General features: G+C 63.1%; 27 protein-coding genes and 1 tRNA gene. 12 read left to right on the top strand and 16 right to left on the bottom strand.

The features are described from left to right. Nucleotides 1-118: 118 nt before the first annotated feature. The 14 genes from ROV93_RS17955 to ROV93_RS17890 all read right to left on the bottom strand — a co-directional run bounded on the left by ROV93_RS17955 (nucleotide 119) and on the right by ROV93_RS17890 (nucleotide 11,659). Nucleotides 119-1,462 carry a Fic family protein gene (locus tag ROV93_RS17955; RefSeq protein ID WP_308304662.1) on the bottom strand — a complete coding sequence of 448 codons (1,344 nt, stop codon included), beginning with the start codon at nucleotides 1,460-1,462 and terminating at the stop codon, nucleotides 119-121. An 863-nt stretch (nucleotides 1,463-2,325) separates the two neighbouring features. Then, complete coding sequence (locus ROV93_RS17950) at nucleotides 2,326-3,327, bottom strand: phage portal protein (RefSeq protein WP_308304665.1); 1,002 nt, start codon at nucleotides 3,325-3,327, stop codon at nucleotides 2,326-2,328. A gap of 35 nt (nucleotides 3,328-3,362) precedes the next feature. Then, nucleotides 3,363-4,112: a hypothetical protein gene (locus tag ROV93_RS17945; protein ID WP_308304661.1), complete on the bottom strand. Its 750-nt coding sequence runs from the start codon at nucleotides 4,110-4,112 to the stop codon at nucleotides 3,363-3,365. An 81-nt stretch (nucleotides 4,113-4,193) separates the two neighbouring features. After that, nucleotides 4,194-6,050: a DUF927 domain-containing protein gene (locus ROV93_RS17940; RefSeq protein ID WP_308304660.1), complete on the bottom strand. Its 1,857-nt coding sequence runs from the start codon at nucleotides 6,048-6,050 to the stop codon at nucleotides 4,194-4,196. A gap of 58 nt (nucleotides 6,051-6,108) precedes the next feature. Further along, nucleotides 6,109-6,951, bottom strand: coding sequence for a toprim domain-containing protein (locus tag ROV93_RS17935; RefSeq protein ID WP_312540602.1), 843 nt, complete (start codon nucleotides 6,949-6,951; stop codon nucleotides 6,109-6,111). Next, on the bottom strand, nucleotides 6,938-7,576 hold the full coding sequence (locus tag ROV93_RS17930; RefSeq protein ID WP_308304658.1) for a hypothetical protein: 639 nt from the start codon (nucleotides 7,574-7,576) through the stop codon (nucleotides 6,938-6,940). The genes ROV93_RS17935 and ROV93_RS17930 overlap by 14 nt, the downstream gene beginning before the upstream one ends. Beyond that, nucleotides 7,573-7,788 carry a hypothetical protein gene (locus tag ROV93_RS17925; protein ID WP_308304657.1) on the bottom strand — a complete coding sequence of 72 codons (216 nt, stop codon included), beginning with the start codon at nucleotides 7,786-7,788 and terminating at the stop codon, nucleotides 7,573-7,575. The genes ROV93_RS17930 and ROV93_RS17925 overlap by 4 nt, the downstream gene beginning before the upstream one ends. After that, nucleotides 7,785-7,994 carry a hypothetical protein gene (locus ROV93_RS17920; RefSeq protein WP_308304664.1) on the bottom strand — a complete coding sequence of 70 codons (210 nt, stop codon included), beginning with the start codon at nucleotides 7,992-7,994 and terminating at the stop codon, nucleotides 7,785-7,787. The genes ROV93_RS17925 and ROV93_RS17920 overlap by 4 nt, the downstream gene beginning before the upstream one ends. A gap of 293 nt (nucleotides 7,995-8,287) precedes the next feature. Then, nucleotides 8,288-8,572: an ogr/Delta-like zinc finger family protein gene (locus ROV93_RS17915; protein ID WP_235651450.1), complete on the bottom strand. Its 285-nt coding sequence runs from the start codon at nucleotides 8,570-8,572 to the stop codon at nucleotides 8,288-8,290. 9 nt (nucleotides 8,573-8,581) lie between these two features. Next, on the bottom strand, nucleotides 8,582-8,785 hold the full coding sequence (locus ROV93_RS17910) for a hypothetical protein (protein WP_235651451.1): 204 nt from the start codon (nucleotides 8,783-8,785) through the stop codon (nucleotides 8,582-8,584). Then, a complete protein-coding gene (locus ROV93_RS17905) occupies nucleotides 8,782-9,054 on the bottom strand; it encodes an AlpA family transcriptional regulator (RefSeq protein WP_308304656.1) in 273 nt (90 codons plus the stop codon). Before ROV93_RS17905 ends, ROV93_RS17910 begins: the two co-directional genes overlap by 4 nt. A 621-nt stretch (nucleotides 9,055-9,675) precedes the next feature. Further along, entirely contained in the window at nucleotides 9,676-10,866 is a 1,191-nt protein-coding gene (locus ROV93_RS17900; protein WP_227860004.1) for an integrase arm-type DNA-binding domain-containing protein, read from the bottom strand. A 181-nt stretch (nucleotides 10,867-11,047) separates the two neighbouring features. Beyond that, nucleotides 11,048-11,130 (bottom strand) — tRNA-Met (locus ROV93_RS17895). Nucleotides 11,131-11,209: 79 nt separating this feature from the next. Then, nucleotides 11,210-11,659, bottom strand: a complete 450-nt coding sequence (locus ROV93_RS17890; protein WP_312540593.1) for a BLUF domain-containing protein — start codon at nucleotides 11,657-11,659, stop codon at nucleotides 11,210-11,212. A 93-nt stretch (nucleotides 11,660-11,752) separates the two neighbouring features. On the opposite strand from ROV93_RS17890, the gene ROV93_RS17885 reads away from it, so the two are divergent. Both ROV93_RS17885 and ROV93_RS17880 read left to right on the top strand, forming a co-directional pair. Further along, on the top strand, nucleotides 11,753-12,097 hold the full coding sequence (locus tag ROV93_RS17885) for a hypothetical protein (RefSeq protein ID WP_312540591.1): 345 nt from the start codon (nucleotides 11,753-11,755) through the stop codon (nucleotides 12,095-12,097). 7 nt (nucleotides 12,098-12,104) lie between these two features. Then, nucleotides 12,105-12,770 (top strand): SOS response-associated peptidase, encoded by a 666-nt coding sequence (locus tag ROV93_RS17880; RefSeq protein WP_312540589.1) that lies wholly within the window; start codon nucleotides 12,105-12,107, stop codon nucleotides 12,768-12,770. 18 nt (nucleotides 12,771-12,788) lie between these two features. On the opposite strand, the gene ROV93_RS17875 is transcribed toward ROV93_RS17880, so the two are convergent. Continuing rightward, a complete protein-coding gene (locus tag ROV93_RS17875; RefSeq protein ID WP_312540587.1) occupies nucleotides 12,789-13,133 on the bottom strand; it encodes a hypothetical protein in 345 nt (114 codons plus the stop codon). Between the two features lie 1,029 nt (nucleotides 13,134-14,162). On the opposite strand from ROV93_RS17875, the gene ROV93_RS17870 reads away from it, so the two are divergent. After that, a complete protein-coding gene (locus tag ROV93_RS17870) occupies nucleotides 14,163-15,866 on the top strand; it encodes a hypothetical protein (protein ID WP_312540585.1) in 1,704 nt (567 codons plus the stop codon). A 41-nt stretch (nucleotides 15,867-15,907) separates the two neighbouring features. On the opposite strand, the gene ROV93_RS17865 is transcribed toward ROV93_RS17870, so the two are convergent. Beyond that, the gene (locus ROV93_RS17865) at nucleotides 15,908-16,927 is read right to left on the bottom strand and encodes a phage portal protein (RefSeq protein WP_312540717.1); all 1,020 of its coding nucleotides are present in this window, start codon (nucleotides 16,925-16,927) and stop codon (nucleotides 15,908-15,910) included. Between ROV93_RS17865 and ROV93_RS17860 the strand changes: the two genes are divergently transcribed. The 9 genes from ROV93_RS17860 (at nucleotide 16,863) to ROV93_RS17820 (ending at nucleotide 20,617) form a co-directional block, all read left to right on the top strand. Further along, entirely contained in the window at nucleotides 16,863-17,099 is a 237-nt protein-coding gene (locus tag ROV93_RS17860; protein WP_312540583.1) for a hypothetical protein, read from the top strand. The two genes, ROV93_RS17865 and ROV93_RS17860, sit on opposite strands and share 65 nt — an antisense overlap. A gap of 104 nt (nucleotides 17,100-17,203) precedes the next feature. Next, entirely contained in the window at nucleotides 17,204-17,671 is a 468-nt protein-coding gene (locus ROV93_RS17855; RefSeq protein ID WP_312540581.1) for a head completion/stabilization protein, read from the top strand. Then, nucleotides 17,671-17,886, top strand: coding sequence for a tail protein X (locus tag ROV93_RS17850; protein ID WP_111105487.1), 216 nt, complete (start codon nucleotides 17,671-17,673; stop codon nucleotides 17,884-17,886). Before ROV93_RS17855 ends, ROV93_RS17850 begins: the two co-directional genes overlap by 1 nt. Nucleotides 17,887-17,888: 2 nt before the next feature. Next, nucleotides 17,889-18,248, top strand: a complete 360-nt coding sequence (locus ROV93_RS17845; RefSeq protein ID WP_024956180.1) for a putative holin — start codon at nucleotides 17,889-17,891, stop codon at nucleotides 18,246-18,248. Continuing rightward, nucleotides 18,241-18,516 (top strand): phage holin family protein, encoded by a 276-nt coding sequence (locus ROV93_RS17840; RefSeq protein ID WP_024956181.1) that lies wholly within the window; start codon nucleotides 18,241-18,243, stop codon nucleotides 18,514-18,516. The genes ROV93_RS17845 and ROV93_RS17840 overlap by 8 nt, the downstream gene beginning before the upstream one ends. 1 nt (nucleotide 18,517) lies before the next feature. After that, nucleotides 18,518-19,153 (top strand): glycoside hydrolase family 19 protein, encoded by a 636-nt coding sequence (locus tag ROV93_RS17835; protein WP_312540576.1) that lies wholly within the window; start codon nucleotides 18,518-18,520, stop codon nucleotides 19,151-19,153. Continuing rightward, nucleotides 19,153-19,677, top strand: coding sequence for a hypothetical protein (locus ROV93_RS17830; RefSeq protein ID WP_312540573.1), 525 nt, complete (start codon nucleotides 19,153-19,155; stop codon nucleotides 19,675-19,677). The genes ROV93_RS17835 and ROV93_RS17830 overlap by 1 nt, the downstream gene beginning before the upstream one ends. Beyond that, nucleotides 19,674-20,159 (top strand): phage tail protein, encoded by a 486-nt coding sequence (locus ROV93_RS17825; protein WP_312540570.1) that lies wholly within the window; start codon nucleotides 19,674-19,676, stop codon nucleotides 20,157-20,159. The genes ROV93_RS17830 and ROV93_RS17825 overlap by 4 nt, the downstream gene beginning before the upstream one ends. Next, the gene (locus tag ROV93_RS17820; protein WP_099561485.1) at nucleotides 20,156-20,617 is read left to right on the top strand and encodes a phage virion morphogenesis protein; all 462 of its coding nucleotides are present in this window, start codon (nucleotides 20,156-20,158) and stop codon (nucleotides 20,615-20,617) included. The genes ROV93_RS17825 and ROV93_RS17820 overlap by 4 nt, the downstream gene beginning before the upstream one ends. Nucleotides 20,618-20,631 lie beyond the last annotated feature (14 nt).

Genomic DNA, 20,631 nt, shown 5'->3' with positions numbered 1-20,631 from the left:
ATTGCTCCTCTTGAGTTACCGCCATAGTTACCGCCATTGAGTATGCACATGACAGTAGACATCGATCTGGCGAGCCGCGTCTCACTACCTGATCGGCTCACCGCCATACCATCGTCTCTCAGTCTTGAAGCACCTCATCCACTAGAGCGCCTGCAACCTTTTGCGACAGCTCTACCAGACTTAGCTGCTCAAGGTTTCCGTCACATTTTCGAACAATCCATTCGTCGCCTTTGCCCACGTCAGATGTAATTTCCGCAGCGTATGGCGAGCGATTTCCGTCTGCCTTCCATTTTGGATATGCCTCGGGATTTCGATGGGACCAGAACAGCGACGGCCCACCACTTCCAAGCCGCGCCTTAACCAAGTCCGTCCGATATCCGATCCATGCGAGATGCTCGACACGTGGTAACCCAGGCAGGTCCACTCTCACCTCAAAAGCCCAACTCTGCGAAACAGGCCTTCCGTCACAGATATCAAGATAGTCCTCAAGATCGAGGGGCGTTTCATAGAGACGAATGAAGCACTTTCCTCCAACAGGCTCCAGCAACTGAGACAAGTGCAGTTCCACGCTTGAAGCCAGCAGCTTGACACTCGTTTCCCATATCTGAAGCAGACGCTGCTGCCTATGGCGAACTTTCTGCGCAACCGCGTCGTAGCCCTGCTTAGCGTTTGCAGCGAGTTCAAGTCCTCGGAGGCTGCCGTCAACCTTTCGGAGAATAAGCTCCAAAAATCCAGAAATGTCTCCGCCAATGTCTGAGTCAGCTAGTGCGTTTATATAGAGGTCTCGCTCCGTCTTCTTAATGATGATCGAAGGGTAACCCGCACGAATGAGCTCTAGATTCCCAATTGCTCTAGCGGTCCGCCCGTTTCCATCGAGGTATGGATGGACATGCGTCAGCCATGCATGTAGTACTGCAGCCCGGATTGGTGCGGGTGCAAGGGCATTCTCCCTAGACCATGCTTGCCAGCCCTCCATCCCCGACATAACGCCGGCCCAGTCACGCGGTGGGCGATGTGAGGATCCGCTTATGATCACCTCTTCACGCCGGAACAGTCCTGCACTCGGCCGGCCGCCCAAAACCAGCTCATGAACGGTCCTCAGCTGTTCAATATCCGTCGGCCTGTCTCTATCCGTGGCAAGCAACGAGATACGATCAAGGGCTTCGTTTAAGGCGATAGCATCACGGACATATGCTGGGTCATGGCCAGTGAGCGTGAATGTGACACCACGCATCAGGGCGAGCTGGGTCTCACCCACACTAAGCGTACTACCCTCCAGTGCGTTCGACTGCGCAACCTCTTCGAAACGTCGTTGACCATAGTAGTTCTGCAGAGTCTCGGCGGTTAGTGTCCCGATGGACCGAAGCAAGGCTACCCGGCTTTCGATTTCCTCCAGCTTCTTCCGTACAGCGGCCTCACCGGACGCATCCAGAACGTATGGTGTTGCTTTCAAGTTGAACATCAGCCTCTCCTTACGAATCTCAGCAAGCGTGACCGTTTGCCCCTGCTCTTACAACTCTCAGGCACCACGCCGGTGGGCGCCCCGCCCGCGCCATTGTTCCACGCGCGCGCGCACTCGTCTCCCCGCCACGCCTGCGCACTTCATAGGGTGCTTTTTCTGCACTACCTGCGCACGGGCCAGCAGCAGGCCCAGCAAGGCTGTCGGGGGCGCTGAGGGGTCATGCCGCCACCTGCGAATCCCTGCACCAAATGGGGGTGATTGGTGAGGAGTTGAGCGGTCGTATGGATGCCAGACGTGCAGTCGCCAAAGAATGGAGGCAAGAGGGCATCCAATAGCGTCCAAGAAGAACGCACCACTACTTACAGTGTTTCAGGAAAGCTATGAAATGGGGTTGTGGAACACTTTTTTGGTTACAGCCCCTGTCCGGGCACTGTCGCCCCTCTCCCGCTGCCGCTTCTCCTGTCTCCCAACGGTCTTGCCGATATCACTGCTGCCTTGCCGCCTGCCGTTTCCTGCTTGAGAATTCTGACTCACTGTTTTTGCTGGTTACATTGGTACGCTGGTTACAGTGCGCCTCGAATCCATACATATCAACGACTTGCGTATGATTTTGGTGCGTACCAGTCATGGGGGAAGACTGGTTACACCGGTTACATCTAGCGTCGTAGTAGCGCATGACCCACTGCTGCTGCCCAGGCATCGCACCGCTGACGGGCTTACGTGACGAGCCGCTCACCGCCACAACGTCACTACGGCCGCACCCACCACGGATACTCCCTCGAAACGCAAGTAGGCCGCCCCTGGGCGGCCTACTTGGTCGGCTCGGCTCGGCTCGGCTCGGCACCGGCTCACCGGGCAAGCCGTCAGGGTGCTACGGGCGCCAGGTCAAACGGGGCGAAGGTAATGACTTCCTCGCCGAGCCACTCGTTGACCATGGCCATACGCGACTGTAGGGGTGCCAGTTCCATCGACGCCCAAACCGTGGCCGCATCCCGAATCGAACCGAATCCACCGGCATTCTGCGGAACGATACCGAGCAGCTGCGGGGGGATGCGCAGCGCCGCCAGTATGTCATCACGGGTCACGCGCTTGATTCCAGTGAACTCATCCTTTGCGGCAACTTCGCTGATAGGAATCAGCTGCAACCCGTCCTTCTTGCCATTGGGCGAATGCACGAACAGGTTGCGGAAATTGCCTGGCCCACGCGAGTCTCGCAGCGCCTCACGCAAAGCGTCCACGTCCATACCCTCCGGCTGCGGGTCGGTCATGTAAAGGATGAACCCGGCGTGCGAACCGTTGGTGTAATACCGGCGACGGAACAACGTTGCCGATTCGTTGAGCAGCGCCGACTGCACCACGGCGAGCCACTCCGGCATCCCGTAGATTTCCTGATCGGTATCGGCCTCGCGCAGCTGGTACACCGAGCCAAGTGCAAATTCGTGCTCGACTCGCCCGGCGCGCACCTGGAAGAACTCACCCGGCTGCACGCCACGGCGCAGGTACTGCGCCATCAACGTTTCCAGCTGCAACAGCCGCCCGGAGTGCGAGAGTTGCCGCCCCAGGTAGGCCATGCCGAAGACCAGGTAGTCCAAGGCCAGCTGCGAAAACGCGGTGCGGTCCAGCAATCGATGCGGCACAAAGGTGCGCACCAGCATGTTGCGCTTGAAGATCAGGCCACTGTGCAGGAACGGATTGGAGCGCGTGGTGCGCGACAGACCACTGAGGGTGATCGGCGGTTCGTAATAGCGACCGCTGCGCCAGCATTCCAGATAGTCGAACAACCCGCGCGAGTCCAGCACGGGCGTTGGCTCACCAAAGGAAAAGGCCGTCACTGTCCCGGCTTTGCCCGCGCTGAGTGCGGGCAGAACCTCACCGATAGCGGCATCGGCAGGAATATCATTCACGCCGAACCCTCTGCGTTGAGTTCAGCCCGCCGCCGGATACGGGCGGCGATACTACCCGCCAGCTGCATATTCACCTCGCCCATATCCATCGGCGGCAACGCCAAGCGCTTCGCAACCTGCTCAGTAACTGTGGCATCGTCCAAACGATGGCGTACCGCGTTGCCGAGGCGACCGAAGAACTTGCTGGCCAGTTCGTCGGCATTGGTTGCCTGCCGATGGTTCACGCCCCCGTTCTCCGCCTTCGAGAACAGCTTGAAAGCCACCGCTAGGCTTTCGCCAACGTTTGTCAGCAATTGCTCATAGGCCTGATTGGCAGCCTCACTGATGACACCGTTCGTTGTGCTGAGGCAACGATCCGCAGCCTCAGCCAACTCCAGCTCCAGATGCGGCAAGGCGGCCGCAACCTCGCCCTCCATTGCCTCATATTCCTCTGCCAGCGAGAGCGCAGAGCGCTCGCTAGCGCGCAGCTTCTGAATATCGCGAGTAAGGTTGCCATCGGCATCACGCAGCTTTGCACTCCATTGCTGGCGAGCAGCGGCGGCATCGCCCTGTGCTGCCAGCTTGGCGCGCTGCAGCGTATCGACCTTGGCCACCAGTGCGCGCTTGCGCTGCACTGCACTGGCCAACTGCTGTGCCAGCTCATTCAGCCGCTGCCTGTTCTCCGATACCGGCGCAGCCTCGCTCCCTTCGCTGAATTGAATGGCCGGTTCGGAAGTAGTGGTGTTGATGCTCTGGTTGTCGTTCATGTTGAATCTCCATTGAAAAGATCTGGCGGGGGTAGGCTCACCCGACACTGTGTCGGCGAGCTGTATGAAAGACAGCGCCGCTCACAGGCCGCTGTCGTGAACCTTGCGAGGGTCGAAGACGAAGACGCGGACGGCGCCCAAGCCTGGGACACGTACGGTTTGGGAGGGCCTGCCGTCAGCGCTGCGCTTAAGCCATCCGGCCTCAGCCAGCGTGCGTGCGGCCAAGCGCACATCGAAGCCCGCACATAGCTCCCGTCTGAACGCTTCCTGCAGCACCAGGTATTCCGTCAATCCAACTTCATCGAAGCGCCGGAAACCTACGCGATCGCGCACCGGCACAGTGCCTTCAGGGCTGCGCAGCGGCTCAAGACGGCTTTCGCCGTGTGCCTCAAAGAACGCACGCACGCGCGAGAGCAGTTCGTCGGTGTCGGCGCTGCCGGAACCGCCCCGACGTTGCAGCCAAGCCTGGAAGCACGCGGCGACACCGCGTGTGGCCTCTCCCTTTGGCCAGCCGGTGATGCGGTGGCGGCAGCTGCTGGCCAATTCCCCGGCAAAGGCGACAACAGCAAAGCGCTCGGCCACCCGGCGCACCTCGCCCGAGGCATCCTCAGGTACATAGTTGGCCAGGAATCGGTCGGTCGATTCGCGCAGCGCGGCGGTCAGCGTCGGGCTATCCTGCTGGGTGAGGTAGTCCATCCAGAGCGGCCAAGGTGCGCCGTAGGTGCGCGCGGCGGCGTCCTTGAGCAGAGCCGACAGCGCCGCGCCGTCGCTGGCATCGTGCAGACGCTCAAACACGCCGTGTCCGCCCTCGGTCTCGGCGGGTACGTCGGCCAGGCGCACGGACTGACCAGCCCGTGCCTGCTTGCCCACCTCGGCCATGTGCTGGGCCAACCCGACCTCCCCGGCCGACAAGATCAGCACCCGCCATCGTGCCGCCGCACGGGCCTCGCCGGCCCGGTTGGCGCGGCTCTTACCGTTGCCATTGGCCAGGAGATAGGCCGCATCACCGGCCTGCTTGGGATCGATCTGCGCCAGTTCGTCCAGAATCAGCGTGGCGTCGTTGTGCAGCACCGCTACGCCTTCCAGACCGTTGGCTGTACTGCGCCATTCGCGGGCATATTCCGGAGGACCGACCACACTGGCCGCCACGCGCAGCGCCGTGCTCTTGCCGCTACTGCTGCCGCCTACCAAGTGGAAGCCACCGCCTGTAGCGCCGGTGAAGTGCAGCAATGGACCGGCAAACATTGCCGAAACTGCCAGCACCAGACGCGAATTGTCCTGGCAGCGCCGAGCCACGTCGCGTCGCCAGTCTTCCAGCGAGCCAACGGCCGCGTAGTGATGCTGCAATCCGCCACTGTGCTGGTAGACCAGCCGCTCAGTGCCATTGCCGTAGCTTTCGCCATTGGGCAAGACATAGCGGCCGTCATGCCAGCCCGGCACAGCGACGTTGCGGGCGCGGGTATCGATGCGCTCTTGAATGATGTAGGCCAACAGGCGTTGCATGGTGTTGCGGTGGGCCGACATTTCCACGCCACCAGCGGCCAGCTGTCGCACGAACTCGCGCGGATCGCCTACCAGCATTTCCGCAGGTGCCGCCCACTGATGAGGATGTCCATCGGCATCGGTCCAGGTCAGCAACCGCCCCCATTCCTCGCTCTGACTGTTGCGGGTCTTGGCCTCGACCTTCAACGGCGAGCACACAAACACCGGCTCGGCCAGGTCACCGTCCTCGGTGACTCCGACGTAGTACACGCCGGTCTCGCTGAGTTGGTAGTGGGCGCGCACAGCGCTGCCACTGTCGTTGTCGGCGACGCGCTTTTCACCCTTGGTCTTGCCCTTTGTGCCTTTGCGCACGGCGCGTTGAATAGATCCGCGTACGGCACCGGTACCGGCGCTCTTGGCGGCATCATTGAAATCGACGGAAGTGACGTTGTTCATGCACGGGGCTCCGGTGCCGCGTCGGCGCTACGCGCCTTCGGGATAAAGAGGAAAATCATCAGGAAGTAGCCTCATGGCGTGGCCGCGGCGGCATGGCCACCACCCCGCCCACGGCATCGGCGGCGCGCTGGGCGTTGGCCACGCCCGGATTGATGCCAAGCCGCGCGGCAGTGGCCGCATCGTCATCGGCGCACACCACGATCACTGCCGTGGGGAATTTGGCGCGCAGCGCACAGGCCACCGGCTCGAGGTTCCCGGCATCGAAGGCCACAGCGGTGGGGTGACCAGTGGCCTCATGGATGCTGGCGGCGGTGGCATAGCCTTCGGCGATACACACCACGTCGCTAATCGTGCGGCCCACGGCGTAGTACAAGCCGCGCTTACGGCCACCGGCCAGGAAGCGCTTGCTGCCATCGGCGGCGATGGTTTGCAGGCTCCACAGCCGTCCCTGTGCATCGCGCAAGGGCACCAAGAGCAGGCCATCCAGCTGCCGCAGACCGTGAGTGCCCACGCCCTTGGCCACCAGGTAGGGATGATCGGGGGCAGCGGCGCTGGCGCGCTGCCAGCGCTCTCGCGCCTGCTGCCGAGCCACAGCCTGGCGTTGGGCACGCTCGGCCTGCTGCTGCCGCTGTGCGCGCACCACGGCCTCGCGAAGCGTCCCGCGATCGGCCTCGCTCAGCGCCTCGCTTCCAACTTCGCACCAGGACTCATTAAGTCCGGTCTTCCAGTTGCCGTAAGCACCAGCCTGCGGCGGGCCTGCGTGCAGCACATACCAGCCGCTGCGCTGACCGTTGCCATCGCCCTCGGCCCGTACACGCCGCAGACGGCCATCTGCCACCGCCCTATCCAGCATCAGCCCCGCCGAGCGCAGGGTGGCCAGGAAGCTGTCAGGCCGCATCATCGTCGGCCTCCAGCTGGCTGCGGTGCTTGGCGCTGGCCACCACAGTGGCCAGATCCTCATGCACATAGGCGGCGCTGAATGCTACAGCGTCAAACGGCACAGCCATGCGCTCATCAACGCTGGCCAGCAGCAGCGCGGCCGAACGCGCGCGCTCCAGGCGATTGAAGCTGTCCTCGCTGATCCAGTAGCCAAAGGGCATGCGTGCGGCCCTGGGCGCGGGCGCTTGCGGCGGCTCGGCAGCAGCCGGCTTTGCTTGCAGATCCTCCAGCTGCAAGGCCATGCCTCGATCAAACTGCTCCTGCGACTGCGCAGGTGCAAACAACGACAGGCGCACGCGCACCCGCGCCGCAACGGTGGCCAGCTCCACGCAATCGCGCTCCAGCGGCCACAGCAGACGTTCGCGCAGGCGGTCCTCCAACGGATGGCCTTCCAGCGCTTGATCCAATTCGTCACTGAGAGCGGCAAGACGACGCGACGCCTTGCTGTGGAGCCGCTCAATGCGACGGGCTACCTCGACAATAGTGGCGGTTCGCTCGGCATCGAACCAGCCATCGGTGATAGTGGCGCTTAGCGCGCCGTCGGCCACGCCCGGCACGCGGGAAACACTCACGGTATCAACGTTCATGCAGCCACCTCCGCATCACGGACCATGGCCAGCAACTGCCCCACGGTCAGGGATTCCAGTGCACCAGGGCAGCGTTCCAGCGCGGTGACCAGCTGCGACAGCGCAGCCATAGGCATCGTGTGGATACGCTGCAACTGGCGCGCAGCGCTGAACAAGTCATGCGTGGCCGCATCGTCATTGATGGCGGCAGCATTTAGGGAGAGAGCGTTCATCGCGCAGCTTCCTGCACGGTTGCCGCAATGGCCTGCTGCACCTCGCCCAGCGTCAGCGCATCAGGCGTTTTGCCGGTGGCCTCCAAGCGCGCAGTCAGCGTCAGCCAGCGGCAATGGTCCCAATCAAGGGTGTCGGCGATTTCGCCGAGGTGGTGAGCAATACGGGCGGCAAAGCGCGACGGCGCGGCCAGGGTGTCATGAGACATGGCAGGGTCCTCAGGTAAGTTGAGGTCCACCACCGCGCTGTCAAACGAGGTGGCGAACGGTACGCGGTTGACAGACCGGCCTGAGGACCGGCAGGCCTTGCGGCCTCCGCGCACCGCCCGCCATAGAACTGGCAAGCAATCGCCCGCGACGACACAGCAGGCAATAAAAAAGCGCCGTGCATCGGTCGATGGGCGCTGGTGCGCCTCAGGGTTCGGGCTGTCAAACCCGGTCGCCGATTGTGCGGCGACGGGACAATGCTGCGCCGGTTGTGCTGGCGCTGTCAATAGGTGAGTCATCGCCGTGCCTTGCCAGGCGTCACGGGTTCTTGCGCGACCTGTGCACTGAGCGCGGCACGCTCTGCGGGGCTGCTGATGGGCAGGCAGACGTCTCCGCTCGGGCAGGCACTCTGCGCGTGCGTACGCACGATCTCGGTGTAGGCCGAGAACGTATGGCCACACAGCGCGTTGCGGCACTGAAGCAGCGATTCACGCAGCAGTTTGGAATGCAGCACGCTGGTACGCACGATGGCGGGCGTATCGCAATGCGGGCAACGCAGGAAAGCCTTGGAACCGGTCATCGCAGCACCTCAGCAATCGGTGGTGGTACGGCTAGCGGCGACACAGCGCGAGAGCGAGATGCGGCCGCCCTGCCCAGTTCGCTGCTGTGAGAAGTTCAAGCCGAGATTCGGCTGTGCCACAGCCGTGCGCAGATGCTCAGCCAGGAACTTGGCCTCTGCCGGGCTGAGGCTAAATTTCTGGTTGGAGATGGTCAGGATGAGGGTGTCTTTCATGGCTGCACTCGCAGGTGGGTATCGGGAATGTGGGTGGCAATCCACGCGTCCACGTCCGACTCCAACCAGACAGTCACGCGCGGGGAAAGGGGGATCGATGCGGGGAACCGGCCGCGCTTCATCAGCCAGTACAGGTGCGAGCGGGAAATGCCGGTGCGGCTGAGTACTTCGGGCTTGCGCAGGAAGCGCTCACCGCGTACGGCGTCAGGCCGGGAATGATCGGCAGGCTGACCAGGTGCGGTCGCCGAAGGGGCGGAGGAACCAAGCATGTGAGAGGTCGCGGGGCTGACGTTTCGTCAACCGCCGCCCTGTGTTGTGGGCTTGGTTAGAAGGCTAGAGACAGCTGCCGCTCAACTCACGCAGCTCGGTGTGTAAGGAAAATTTCTACAGTATTTTGTAAAATTACACATGACCAATTCCCCTTGACACCTCAACCTTGCGACGTGCCAGACAACTGGCGGGAGCTGCAAGCGAGCGCAGCAGTCAGGCCGCCACGACTGGTTGCGCAGGACAAACGGACGCGCCCTGGCAACCTGCTGCTGCAGGCCAACGGCGCAAAATGTGCGGCGAGCGAACTATCGATTACCGGCGGGTTGGGTCTGGTAATCGGCCGTCATGGCGACAACTCGGCGGCCCTCAAAGCCACCCGCTGGCCGGAAAGGCTGCGGCAGAGCAATTCAACCGGCGCGCGCCATCGATCCACATACGTCCAATGTGGATCGATAGGGCGCCGCTGTAACCAGCGTAACCAGCTGTAACCAGTGAATGCGGCGCTCCGAAAATGGACGCAACCGACTGATTTAGAAGACGTTTGGCGGCGGTGTAACCAGCGTTACCACTGTAACCAGCAAAAACAGCAAGTCAGAAATAATAGATGAAAGAACGGGAGGTCAGTGGGTGCTTCTAAGGCCGTCCAGATAGTCCGCCCAGGCCTGCATCATTTTCGCCCGTTCGACCAAGTGAGCCGTACGGTTGTATGCCCGTCCGTTTGGATCACGCACAGCGTGTGCGAGCTGGTGCTCGATGTAGTCCGGACGGAAACCCAGCACCTCATCCAGCACCGTTCGTGCCATCGCGCGGAAGCCGTGCCCGGTCATCGTGTCAGAGTCGTAGCCAAGGCGACGTAGCGCTGCGTTGATCGTGTTCTCGCTCATCGGGCGCCCCTTGCCGCGAACACTGGGGAACACGAACTCTTTCCGTCCCGTCAGCGGGTGCACCGATCTAAGAATCGCCACAGACTGCGAAGCCAGAGGAACAACGTGCGATTGGCCAGTCTTGCTCGCCGTAAAACGCCATTCGCAACTTTCAAGGTCGATATCCGCCCATCGCGCACGACGAAGCTCACCGGGGCGCACGAAGACCAAGGGTGCCAGACGCAACGCAGCCATGACAATCGGCGAACCTTGGTAGCCGTCCATTGAACGCAACAGGTCAGCAATCAGCTTGGGCTCCGTCATGCTTGCGAAGTGACGCCCCTCGGGTGGAGCAAGGGCCCCTTTCAGATCTTCCGCCACGTTCCTGTCGGCACGGCCCGTCGCTATCGCGTATCGGAATACCTGGCTGACCAGCAGCCGCGCCCGATGTGCGGTCTCGACAGCCCCTCGCCCTTCGATCTTGCGCAGCGTCTCCAACAGTTCACGTGCTGTGATCGCTGCAATGGGTCGTTGGCCGATGTACGGCGTCAGATCCTTTTCGATCAAGCGCGTCTCTCGCTTCACCGACCCGGCAGACAGCTTCTTGGCTCTCATCGCCAGATGCTCACGTGCCAGCGCCTCAAACGTGTTGGTGGCCAGTTCCAGGCTGGCCACCTTCTGCGCCTTGCGCTGCTCACCGGGATCAACACCTTCAGCCAACAGCTTTCGCACAGCAGCATGGCGCTCGCGCGCAGATGCCAAGCTCACCTCTGGATAGGTGCCGAGAGACAGCGTGTTGCGTTTGCCGGTCACAGGACGCCGATAGTCCCAGCGCCACCATCTGGCGCCATCAGGTTTCAGCAGGAGGTACAGGCCTCCGCCGTCTCGTAGCTTCTGCACGACAGCGGTGGGCTTGGTCTTGCGAATGGCGGTGTCGGTCAATGGCATGTTGGCGGTAACTGACTTGGCGGTAACAAGTGTGGAGCGGGTGGAGGTTACCGCCAAAGATACCGCCAGAGAAGTCTGGATTCTGCCGGATCGCATAGGACGCAATCAGACGCAAAAAAGGCCGAAACACCTGATTTTTCAGGATATTTCAGCCTTCATCGGACAACATAGGATCATCAATTGGTGGGCCCATCAGGATTCGAACCTGAAACCAAGGGATTATGAGGCTCCACATTTTAGCCATGGATTCAACTACATAGGCCCGCGATTTTTCCCGAGCCTATGCCGTGGAACGCCTGCCGCGCCGGGTGCAGAAAGTTGAATTTCCCGATGCGAGGCCGGGTCAAGCGGCTATTGCGAAGGGCTCTACGAGCGCGGCCAGCAGATCCATGGCCGCTGGATTTGCATGCTCGGCGTCGCCGCGCTGATTGAATCGGGTCCAGTCGGCTTGAGCTAATCGTTTCAGTTCCGCTGGTTCGACTGGAAGCCACTTCATCGGCCAGAACGGCAGGCGGCGTTGCCCCACCCGGCCCCGCTGCAGCTCCACTAGCCCGTTGTGGCTGCTGGCGCCCAACACGCGGGAGTACGCCACCGACAACCCGTCTTCCGGCCCCTCCAGGTACTGGAGGAAGCGATCGCCATCGAAGAGGAGCACCCCCGTAACCCCAGCATTACGGTTAAACCGGGCCGCGTCGTCCACAATCTGATCCAGCTTTCCGTTGGACAGGCCCAGCTTGTCGCCGGCGATTCCCTCGCCCGCACCACTCACGTATACAACCGCCCTGATGGGCATGCCGCACCTCCTTGATGAGTCACGACCCTATCAGCAGCGGGCTCAGGCGAGCGTGAGGTAGCGACGATCTGCGCAACAGTTCAGGAAATCGTGATGCTGAATGCGGACGACCATCACAAGATGGAGGCATCGTTCGGGAGAACATCCGCCAAAATTTCTTGGTACGCCCCAATGCCCGATACAGGCCTTTTCTACGTTCTAGACCTTGATGCAGTACGCAACCGCGATGGCAACCTCGACCGCGTGACCGCAATCAGCGTCCGCTGCAACCACTGCAAGCACATCACGCATGCCAAGGCGCCGAATCTCGAGACCATGCAAGGGGGCACCCTACTCGCGTGCGCCGGATGCGGCGAGCGCCAGGCCGTCAGCAACGCCCGCCTAGTCGAATGCGACCATGTGCTGGGGCACACCTTACCCTTCGCGATGCCAGCCTGATCCGCCCATGTGCGGCCGGTTCGTCCAGCTCCCCGTTGTCGACTTCGGCCAGCCGGGGCTGGCTGACCTTGCCCTCGGCCTGGCCGAGATCCAGCCCAGCTACAACCTGGCGCCGACGCAGCGCGCATCGGTGATCCTAGACCGGGGCGAGGGCCGACAGGTCACACGGTTGGCTTGGGGTCTGCTGCCGTTCTGGGCCAAGGCCAAGGGCCTGCAGGGCTCGACCATCAACGCCCGGATCGAGACGGTGGCCACCAAGCCAGCGTTCCGGTCGGCCTTCAAGAAGCGCCGCTGCGTGATTCCCATGGCCGGCTACTACGAGTGGTGGGTGAACCCCGAGGACGGGAAGAAAGACCCCTGGTTCATCCACACAACCGGGCCGCTGCTGGCCGCTGGCCTGTGGGAGGACACCAGCCCGCTGTTGCCCGACGGCAACCTGGGCACCTTCACTGTTATCACCGGCGACAGCAGCGGCGTATCCGCCGACATCCACGACCGCATGCCGGTATGGCTGCACGCCGACCAGCTCGATGACTGGACGGCCGGGAGCCCCGACGACGCCATGGCAATGCTGCTGGCCAGCGAGCCGCCAGCGATGGAGGCTTTTCGCGTCAGCCGAGCGGTGAACACCCCGCGCAACAACACCGAGCAGCTGCTGCAGCCCGTCGGCTGAGCGGATGCCGTCAGGTGTCTACTCGCCCCAGCCGAAGGGCGGCTTGATGTGCAGCTTGGCCAACCTGTTCGCCCGCACCGCCTCTCGATAGGCCTGGATCTTGGCCACGTCCTCGCGCAGGCGGGTCTCGTGCCTGGTCACCCACATCTCGGCGCCGGCGCGACCCTGCTCGTAGCTGGTACACCAGCGGAATGGCCCGCCGGGACCATGCCGGTGCCGGTCGAGACTTGCGATCCAGATCCCGTCGTTCACGCGTTGCATCAGTACGACCACCCACACGCCGCTGCAGGCGATGACCGTGGGGGCATCGTCGGGGAGGCTGGCAGATCGCGTCGTCCAGCAGAAGTCGGGGGGCAGCGGCATGGCCGGAAGCATACGGCTGAGCGTCGCAATGGCTGCGACGGGTCGATGGTGGCCAGACAGCTGAGAAGGAGAGCGACGGCGGAGCGAGGATAGGACTCGGGTTGCCGTCTTCCCCTTAATTGGGAATTTATGCCGCGCCCATCGGAACACCGCAATTTCTGCAACCCGACATTTCAAGTGAAGATTAATTCAATAAAAACAATCACTTAATTAGATTTCTCAATAGCAACAATACGGCAACCTTAGGGCAACTAGATTGCTCAATCTGACCGCAACCGGACGGCAGAAAAATGTCCTTATAAATCAACGACATTGCATCGCACCCTCCAGAAAATTGCCCTAAATTATCATCCACTGCAATCTCTCTTTCCCCATAAATTCAAACACTTACACGGCATGCGAAAGTGAGGTCGCAGAAATTGCCATTTTCCGGACACCCCCCATCCCCTAAACGGGAAGCACGGGTGACGCAACGCCCTCATGGCGCTGCGGAATCGCCCCGTTCCGCGCAGGGAACCGCAGGGCCAGCAGGTGCCTGGGAACCCCGGAGAACGCCATACAGGGCCGAGGCTGGGTCGCTCCGCAGGGAGTGCAGAAAAAACACCCTATGAAGTGCGCAGGCGTGGCGGGGAGACGAGTGCGCACACTAGGTGGTAGAGGGCAAAATGGGGCATGACCGGTACCGATCAGCGACTCCACCCGGCTGACCGCTTGCCAGAGACGCGCTGAATCTGTCTTGCTCCCCTCTGTCCGGCGGCCCGCCGGGCCTCGGTCGCGCTGAGTTTGTCTTGCTCGCCTTTACCTAGCACCCCGCCCCCCCCGGGACCAAGGTCGCGCTGAATCTGTCTTGCCCCCCTCTACCTCGCGCCCCCGCCGGGCTTCGGCTGCGCTGAATCTGTCTTGTGCCTCTGCGGCGGGCGTGGGGAGACGAGTGCGCTCGCGCGGCGTCGTGGCGCGTCGCAAGGTCCAGGCGCCTTGGTGCTGGGTACGTGCAACTGTCGGCTAGACTTGGCTGAATGGAGGGTCCCAATGCATTTCTTCACGCTAAACCCCGCCGACCCGAAGATATTCGGCTTCGCCGAGTACATCGCAGCGCTGGCATTGATGGTCTTGGCATGGACCACGGTGGACTACCGCTATCGATTCAGAGTCGAAACCGCTCGATATGACATCCGGCGTATGGCTTTCGCGGCTGTCTGGATCATTGGGGTGCTGACCCTCGTCACCGACGTGTGGCGCGCTTCTGGCTGGCCTGTTTGGGAGTGGGGTCCTATCACACCGGTGGTCTGGCAGGGGCTGCTGGGCTTGGCATTTCTCGCCACATTCATGACCTGGGCATTGGTGGCATTCGTTCGCCCTCCAAAATTCAACGAAGGAAACGCAGACCGGTTCCAGCGGGCGGTTCTCCTGGAGATCAAGGGAGGCGACAAAGCCCATATCGCCCTGATGGCGGACGCGCTGGTACCCTCAGCGCCGTCGATAGTGCGGCTATTGAGCCTCCGACGACCAAGCGCCGAGCAGCTGCTATCGCTCCTATCCGACCCGGTCGTCTGCTCAGTGCTTGTCACTCGATCCCCAGCGCTGCTCGCGGCGTTGTATGAGGAACTTCACCGCCTGCCGGTGAACAGTCGCGCGACGTACTCTCTTACTACCAACGTCCTAAGCGCGGCCGTAGCGGAGGGTGACTCGTTCCTACACCGCGAGGTACGAGACTGGACCCGTGGCGCGGCCTCTTCCACCCAACCGGTAACAAGAACCGTCTTCCGTAACCTTGTCCTGCTTGATCAGATGCCCGGCATCTTCAACGCCCCAGACGCTTCTCAGTGGCAACTGCCTCAATGGCGCGCTTTCTTCCGCGCTGCCGGCATGACCCTCGGGCACTACATCACATTGGCCGATACAGGTCGCCTAACGCATTCCTTCGCTGTCGACAACATCTTTGAAGTGCTGAAGGCGGCGCCTGGCCACGTACGCCTAAATCTGGCCTCCGGTCAGATTGGACGCCAGGAAGCGGCAGCCGTACTGCGGGAGCTTATTCTGCTGGTTAAAGAGGTCAGTGACAGGATTAGTGACACAACTGTAGAAATGTCCGCTTGGCGCGGTCTAGGCGAGTATCACAATCCGATCCAACACTTGGCTCGCGTCGCCTATCACATCCTGCTGGCGGCGTCTTACGTGAAGGCGCCTGCGGGTGAGGCGTGGCACTTTGGTTATGGGATAGCTTGGTCGGGAATCTTTGACCCCTTCAAACGCAAGGCACCCGAAAAAGCGTTCACAGAAGTGCAGGAGCTAGTCGCGAGAATGGTCTGGCTGACGATCACCGAGTTGGACCGAACACCAAACTTTTATGGCGCACAGCTGCTAGCGCTGTGCATCAACATCGGCCTCATCACCGAAGCCCCCCCATCTCGAGATAAGGGTCAGATCAAGCCCAGCGATGCGCTATTGCGACTCGTCACGGGATGGCTGCGTAGGCGATTTGCGTGGCTCTACAATTACAATCCCACACTGGCCGTCGCTGGATTTGCAGATGGCGTCTCGTACAACAAGGAACGACGGCTGATTATCCGCGAGCGAGCCGCAACCGCTTTCGACCAAGGGCCTAGACATACCAGCTTCGCCGTTAGAGCTGCGCCCAGGGGCAGCGCGGCCGGTCATTTGCTCGGGAAGCGTACGCGACCATTCTCGCCCCCCAACAACAGGCGCAAGATCCCTGATTGGCCCTGGTTCTGAAGAAGGTAGGACTGAGCCTGTGCCCCATCCTTACTCTGGCTTTAGCTCCCGGCCTGCGGCATGACGAACGCGTCGAAGCGGATCACCTCCTGCCCCAGCCACTCGTTGATCGCGGTCATGCGCGTCTGCAGCGGGGCAAGCTCCATCGCCGCCCACACCGCCGCTGCGTCCCGGATGGAGCCAAAGCCGCCGCTGTTCTGCGGAACGATGCCGAGCAACTGCGGAGGCACGCGCAGCGCTGCCAGCATGTCATCGCGGGTCACGCTCTTGATGCCGGTGAATTCATCCCTTGCCGCCACCTCGCTGACCGGGATCACCTGCAGTCCGTCCTTCTTCCCGTTGGGCGAATGCACGAACAGGTTCTTGAAATTGCCCGGCCCCCGCGACTGCCGCAGTGCGTCTCGCAACGCATCCACGTCCATGCCCTCGGGTTGGGGGTCGGTCATGTAGAGGATGTAGCCGGCGTGCGAACCGTTGTTGTAGTACTTCCTGCGGAACAGCGTGGCCGACTCGTTCAGCAGCGCGGCCTGTACGGCTGGCATCCATTCTGGCAGGCCGTAGATCTCCTGATCGGCATCCGCCTCCCGCAGCTGGAACACCTCACCGGCGGGAAACTCATGCTCTACCCGTCCGGCGCGCACCTGAAAGAACTCACCGGGCTGGACACCACGGCGCACGTACTGCGCCAGCGGCACGGCCAGGCTGTGTGCGGCGCCTGACATGGCACGGCGTCGCTCGACATACCCCATGCCGAAGGTGGTGTAGTCCAGCGCCAGCTGCGAGAACGCCTCGCGGCTCAGCAGCCGGTGCGGCCGGAACGTGCGCACCAGCATGTTGCGTTTGAACGTCAGGCCACTGTGCAGGTACGGGTTGGAGCGCGTGGTGCGCGACAGCCCTTGCAGATCCACCGGCGGCTCGAAGTAGCGGCCATTGCGCCAGCATTCGAGGTAGTCAAGGAAGCCACGCGATTCCAGCACCGGGCTGGCCTCGCCAAAGGTGAACGCCTCGATACTCGCCGGCGGCGCGCTGGGTGCCCGTCTGCTGCTGGCGCGTGGACGCAGCCTGCTGGCCACCGATACCGAGGCTGCGCCGCTGAGCGCCGACGCAGTCGCCCAGGCCATCGAAGACCTGCGCACCGCCATCCAGCTGCATGACAGCTGCGGCGGCAAGGAAGACCTCAAGCGCGCCGAGCGCCTGCAGAAGAAGTTCGAGGCCAGCCAGTCCAACGACTGACCTCACACCGAGCGTACCCCGCGACCCCGCCGGCTCGGGGCTGATCACCAAGACCTCTCTCCCTTGGCGTGACGCCCCGACCACCGGCGACCTACGGACACACCATGAGCGCCTTCACCGCCAACGCATCGCCCGCACCCAAGCTCGCCCCCGTCACCGCCGGTGCATTCTGGCCGGAGATCGACGTGGAGGCACTGCGGGAAGCCATCCGGGTTCCGGGTGACGTGCTGCCGGCACGGCTGCGCAACACCGTGGTGCTGGCCGTGGCTTCGGTCACGCGGGAGCTGGCGTTGTGGCAGGCCCGCAAGGAAGCGGACGGCTTTGCTGCGCTGGCAGACATACCGGCACAGCAGCTCGACGGAGAGTCGGTGCTGCTGCAGCTGTACCGGCGCGCAGTGCAGTGCTGCACCGCCGTGGAGCTGCACGAACGCTACCGTTCCTATGACGCTACCGGCCAGGGCAATCAACGCGCCGACGATCTGACCCCGACCATTGATGAACTGCGGCGCGATTACCGCAACACCATCAGTGATCTGCAGGGGTTGCGCCGGGTCACGGTGGAGCTGATCTGATGCGCGTCATTGCCCTGCAGGGCGACACGCTCGATGCGCTCTGCCATCGCCACTTGGGCGCAACGGCCGGCATGGTCGAGAAGACCCTGGCATTGAACTACGGCATCAGCCTGCTCGGGCCGGTGCTTCCCATGGGCACCGAGGTGGAACTGCCCGACGTGCCCGCATCGCCCACCGGCGCAGCCACGCGCCCACTTGTCCAGCTATGGGATTGAAGATGACCGAACCAACCTCTACCGGCAGCATGGTGGCCCTGGCCACCGGCGTTGGCCTTGCCTCGCTGCTGCCGGGCATCGAAACCGACGCATTCATCGGCGCATTCGCCGGCGGGACGCTGTTCGTCGTCTCGGCCAAGGATCTGTCGCTGTGGAAGCGCCTGATCTATCTGGCCATCAGTGTGGTGGCTGGCTACATGGGCGGTACCGAGGTCATGCGCCGGTTCGACGTGGCTTCCAGCGGCCTGGCTGCGTTCCTGTGCGCGGCAACCATCATCACCCTGACCCTGACCCTGATCGAGCGCAGCCGCACCACGGTGCCGACTACGACCCGGTACTCACGGGAGAACGTCGATGACTGAATTCCTGACCGCCGCCACGCTCCTGTGCAGCGTAGCGATCTGCATTCGCCTGCTGACCTACCGGCCCATGCCCGGCGCCAATCATCGCCACGGCATCGCCTGGTGCGCGTGGCTGCTGACCACGGCCACCGGCGGCCAAGCCCTGCAGATCCTGCTGCAGGGACCGCGCGCCACCGTCAGCGTCTGGCAGCTGGTGGTGCTGATCGTGCTCCTGGTGGCCACCTACCGCTCGCGCGGCAACGTCGCCCATCTGTTCGGGAGCCGATGACATGCTCACCCCCACCCTGCTCGCCCAGATCATGCAGTGCCCTCAGCAGCGCGCCCAGCGCTGGGCCGAGCCGCTCAATGCCGCCATGAAGCGTTTCGGCATCAACACGCCGGTACGTGCAGCCTACTTCCTCGCACAGCTGGGCCACGAAAGCCTGAGCCTGGCCCGCACTGAGGAATCACTCAGCTACAGCCGCGAACGGCTACTGGAAGTGTTCGGCAGGTACATCACCGGCCCCGAGGCGGCGGCGTTCGTTCACCAACCGGCCAAGCTCGGCAACCGCGTGTATGCCAACCGCAACGGCAACGGCAACCAGGCCAGTGGCGATGGCTACCTGTTCCGCGGCCGTGGCCCGATGCAGCACACCGGCCGTGGGAACTACCGCAGCATGGGTCAGCTGATCGGCCAGCCGTTGGAAGAGCAGCCGGGTCTGCTGATCGAGCCGGAAATCGGCGCCATGGCAGCGGCGGCGTTCTGGCAGGTGAACGGCCTCAACGCCTATGCCGACCAGCGCGACGTACTGGCCGTCAGCCGCATCATCAACCTGGGCAACGCCCGCAGCCGCGCCACGCCCAATGGCATGGCCGACCGCACCGCCCGCACCAACCGCGCCCTGGCGGCGCTGGGGGCGCGCTGATGCTCTACCGCGCCCTTGCATTGGCCGCATTGGTACTGGCCACCGCCGGTCTTTTCAGCTGCCAGCAGGGGCGCGTCAGTCGCGCCACCGCCGCGCTGGACAAGGCCAATCGCGCCTTGACCACTGCCAACGCCGAGAAGTCCGATCTGGCCGGCAAGCTGGAGCTGGCCCAAGGCACTACCCGCGTCGTGACCGAGTACGTGGACCGCGTACAGCTGGTGCGCGAGCGCGGGCACACCATCACCAAAGAGGTTCCCGTCTATGTCACTGCGTCTGCTGATTCTGCCTGCGCTGTTACTGCTGGCTTCGTGCAGCTCCACGACGCCGCCGCGAGCGGCGACCCCGCCGCCGGCCCTGCCGGAGATCCTGATGCGCCCGCCACCGGCACTCCGCTCTCTGCCGTCGCCGAAACCGTCGCCGGCAACTACGCCATCTGCCACGCCACCGTCGAGCAGGTAGTGGCCCTGCAGGAGCTGGCACGCAATCTGCACGCCGAGCTTGAGCGACAGGCGGGTGGACAGTGAAGAAGCCGCAGCTGCTGCGGCAGCACCTGGTCGCGGCCATCCCCGCGCTGACCAGCGACCCGGACAAGCTGCTGATCTTCGTGGACAGCGGTGGGCTGGCCGGCACCTACCGGCCGGGCCTGGCATTCGAGTACCGCTACACCCTCGACCTGGTGCTGACCGACTTCGGCAGCGCACCCGAGGCGGTCATGGTGCCGCTGCTGCAGTGGCTGACCCGTCACCAGCCCGAGCTGCTGGCCAACCCTGCCAACCGCGAGAAGCTGACCTTCGAGGTGGACGTGCTGGGCGACAACCTGGTGGATCTGGCCATCAAGATGCCGCTCACCGAACGCGTGCTGGTCACCCGCACCGCCGATGGCACCGTGCAGCTGCAGCACCTGGCCGAGCCGCCCACCGAGGACGCCCACTCCGATACGCTGGTCGGAGGCGTCCTGGTGGCCGACGGCGTGCAGATCGCCACCCTGCCGGCAATCACCGAATGAGCGAGGATCTGCAGCGGCTGGAAGCCTGGGCGGCACCGCTCCTGCGGCGTCTGCAGCCGGCCGAACGCGGCAAGCTGGCACGCAAGGTAGGTACGGCCCTGCGCCGGGCGCAGCAGCGGCGCATTGCCACCCAGAAGAACCCCGACGGTACGCCCTACACGGCCCGGCGCAATCCACCGCTGCGCCGCGCGAAGGCCGGTCGAATCAAACGAGGGGTCATGTTCGCCAAGATTCGACAGGCCCGGCACCTGCGCGTGCGTGTCACCCCCAACGAGGTTGCCGTGGGATTTGCCGGTCGCGTCTCGCGCATCGCACTGATTCATCAGGAAGGCCGTGCCGACGCCGTGAGCAAGGGTGGTCCCCGCGTGACCTATGCCCGCCGAAAGCTGCTGGGCTTCTCCCCAGCCGACGAACAGCTGGTGCGTGATCTGATCCTCGACCATCTGCGCGAGCCGTAGCGTAATCACCACCG

This window comes from Stenotrophomonas maltophilia group sp. msm4 (assembly GCF_032025605.1).
Lineage (GTDB): Bacteria > Pseudomonadota > Gammaproteobacteria > Xanthomonadales > Xanthomonadaceae > Stenotrophomonas > Stenotrophomonas sepilia.
The sequence above is the reverse complement of the archived record's forward strand: the minus strand, read 5'-3'. Positions and strand labels throughout refer to the sequence as shown.

Coding starts and splice junctions, on each gene's coding strand:
- ROV93_RS17880 (WP_312540589.1), top strand. CDS start 12,105: ATGTGCGGCCGGTTCGTCCAGCTCCCCGTTGTCGACTTCGGCCAGCCG.
- ROV93_RS17930 (WP_308304658.1), bottom strand. CDS start 7,576: ATGAACGTTGATACCGTGAGTGTTTCCCGCGTGCCGGGCGTGGCCGAC.
- ROV93_RS17870 (WP_312540585.1), top strand. CDS start 14,163: ATGCATTTCTTCACGCTAAACCCCGCCGACCCGAAGATATTCGGCTTC.
- ROV93_RS17890 (WP_312540593.1), bottom strand. CDS start 11,659: ATGCCCATCAGGGCGGTTGTATACGTGAGTGGTGCGGGCGAGGGAATC.
- ROV93_RS17850 (WP_111105487.1), top strand. CDS start 17,671: ATGCGCGTCATTGCCCTGCAGGGCGACACGCTCGATGCGCTCTGCCAT.
- ROV93_RS17905 (WP_308304656.1), bottom strand. CDS start 9,054: ATGCTTGGTTCCTCCGCCCCTTCGGCGACCGCACCTGGTCAGCCTGCC.
- ROV93_RS17900 (WP_227860004.1), bottom strand. CDS start 10,866: ATGCCATTGACCGACACCGCCATTCGCAAGACCAAGCCCACCGCTGTC.
- ROV93_RS17935 (WP_312540602.1), bottom strand. CDS start 6,951: ATGATGCGGCCTGACAGCTTCCTGGCCACCCTGCGCTCGGCGGGGCTG.
- ROV93_RS17875 (WP_312540587.1), bottom strand. CDS start 13,133: ATGCCGCTGCCCCCCGACTTCTGCTGGACGACGCGATCTGCCAGCCTC.
- ROV93_RS17920 (WP_308304664.1), bottom strand. CDS start 7,994: ATGTCTCATGACACCCTGGCCGCGCCGTCGCGCTTTGCCGCCCGTATT.
- ROV93_RS17845 (WP_024956180.1), top strand. CDS start 17,889: ATGACCGAACCAACCTCTACCGGCAGCATGGTGGCCCTGGCCACCGGC.
- ROV93_RS17885 (WP_312540591.1), top strand. CDS start 11,753: ATGCTGAATGCGGACGACCATCACAAGATGGAGGCATCGTTCGGGAGA.
- ROV93_RS17855 (WP_312540581.1), top strand. CDS start 17,204: ATGAGCGCCTTCACCGCCAACGCATCGCCCGCACCCAAGCTCGCCCCC.
- ROV93_RS17945 (WP_308304661.1), bottom strand. CDS start 4,112: ATGAACGACAACCAGAGCATCAACACCACTACTTCCGAACCGGCCATT.
- ROV93_RS17925 (WP_308304657.1), bottom strand. CDS start 7,788: ATGAACGCTCTCTCCCTAAATGCTGCCGCCATCAATGACGATGCGGCC.
- ROV93_RS17955 (WP_308304662.1), bottom strand. CDS start 1,462: ATGTTCAACTTGAAAGCAACACCATACGTTCTGGATGCGTCCGGTGAG.
- ROV93_RS17915 (WP_235651450.1), bottom strand. CDS start 8,572: ATGACCGGTTCCAAGGCTTTCCTGCGTTGCCCGCATTGCGATACGCCC.
- ROV93_RS17830 (WP_312540573.1), top strand. CDS start 19,153: ATGCTCTACCGCGCCCTTGCATTGGCCGCATTGGTACTGGCCACCGCC.
- ROV93_RS17840 (WP_024956181.1), top strand. CDS start 18,241: ATGACTGAATTCCTGACCGCCGCCACGCTCCTGTGCAGCGTAGCGATC.
- ROV93_RS17910 (WP_235651451.1), bottom strand. CDS start 8,785: ATGAAAGACACCCTCATCCTGACCATCTCCAACCAGAAATTTAGCCTC.
- ROV93_RS17940 (WP_308304660.1), bottom strand. CDS start 6,050: ATGAACAACGTCACTTCCGTCGATTTCAATGATGCCGCCAAGAGCGCC.
- ROV93_RS17835 (WP_312540576.1), top strand. CDS start 18,518: ATGCTCACCCCCACCCTGCTCGCCCAGATCATGCAGTGCCCTCAGCAG.
- ROV93_RS17820 (WP_099561485.1), top strand. CDS start 20,156: ATGAGCGAGGATCTGCAGCGGCTGGAAGCCTGGGCGGCACCGCTCCTG.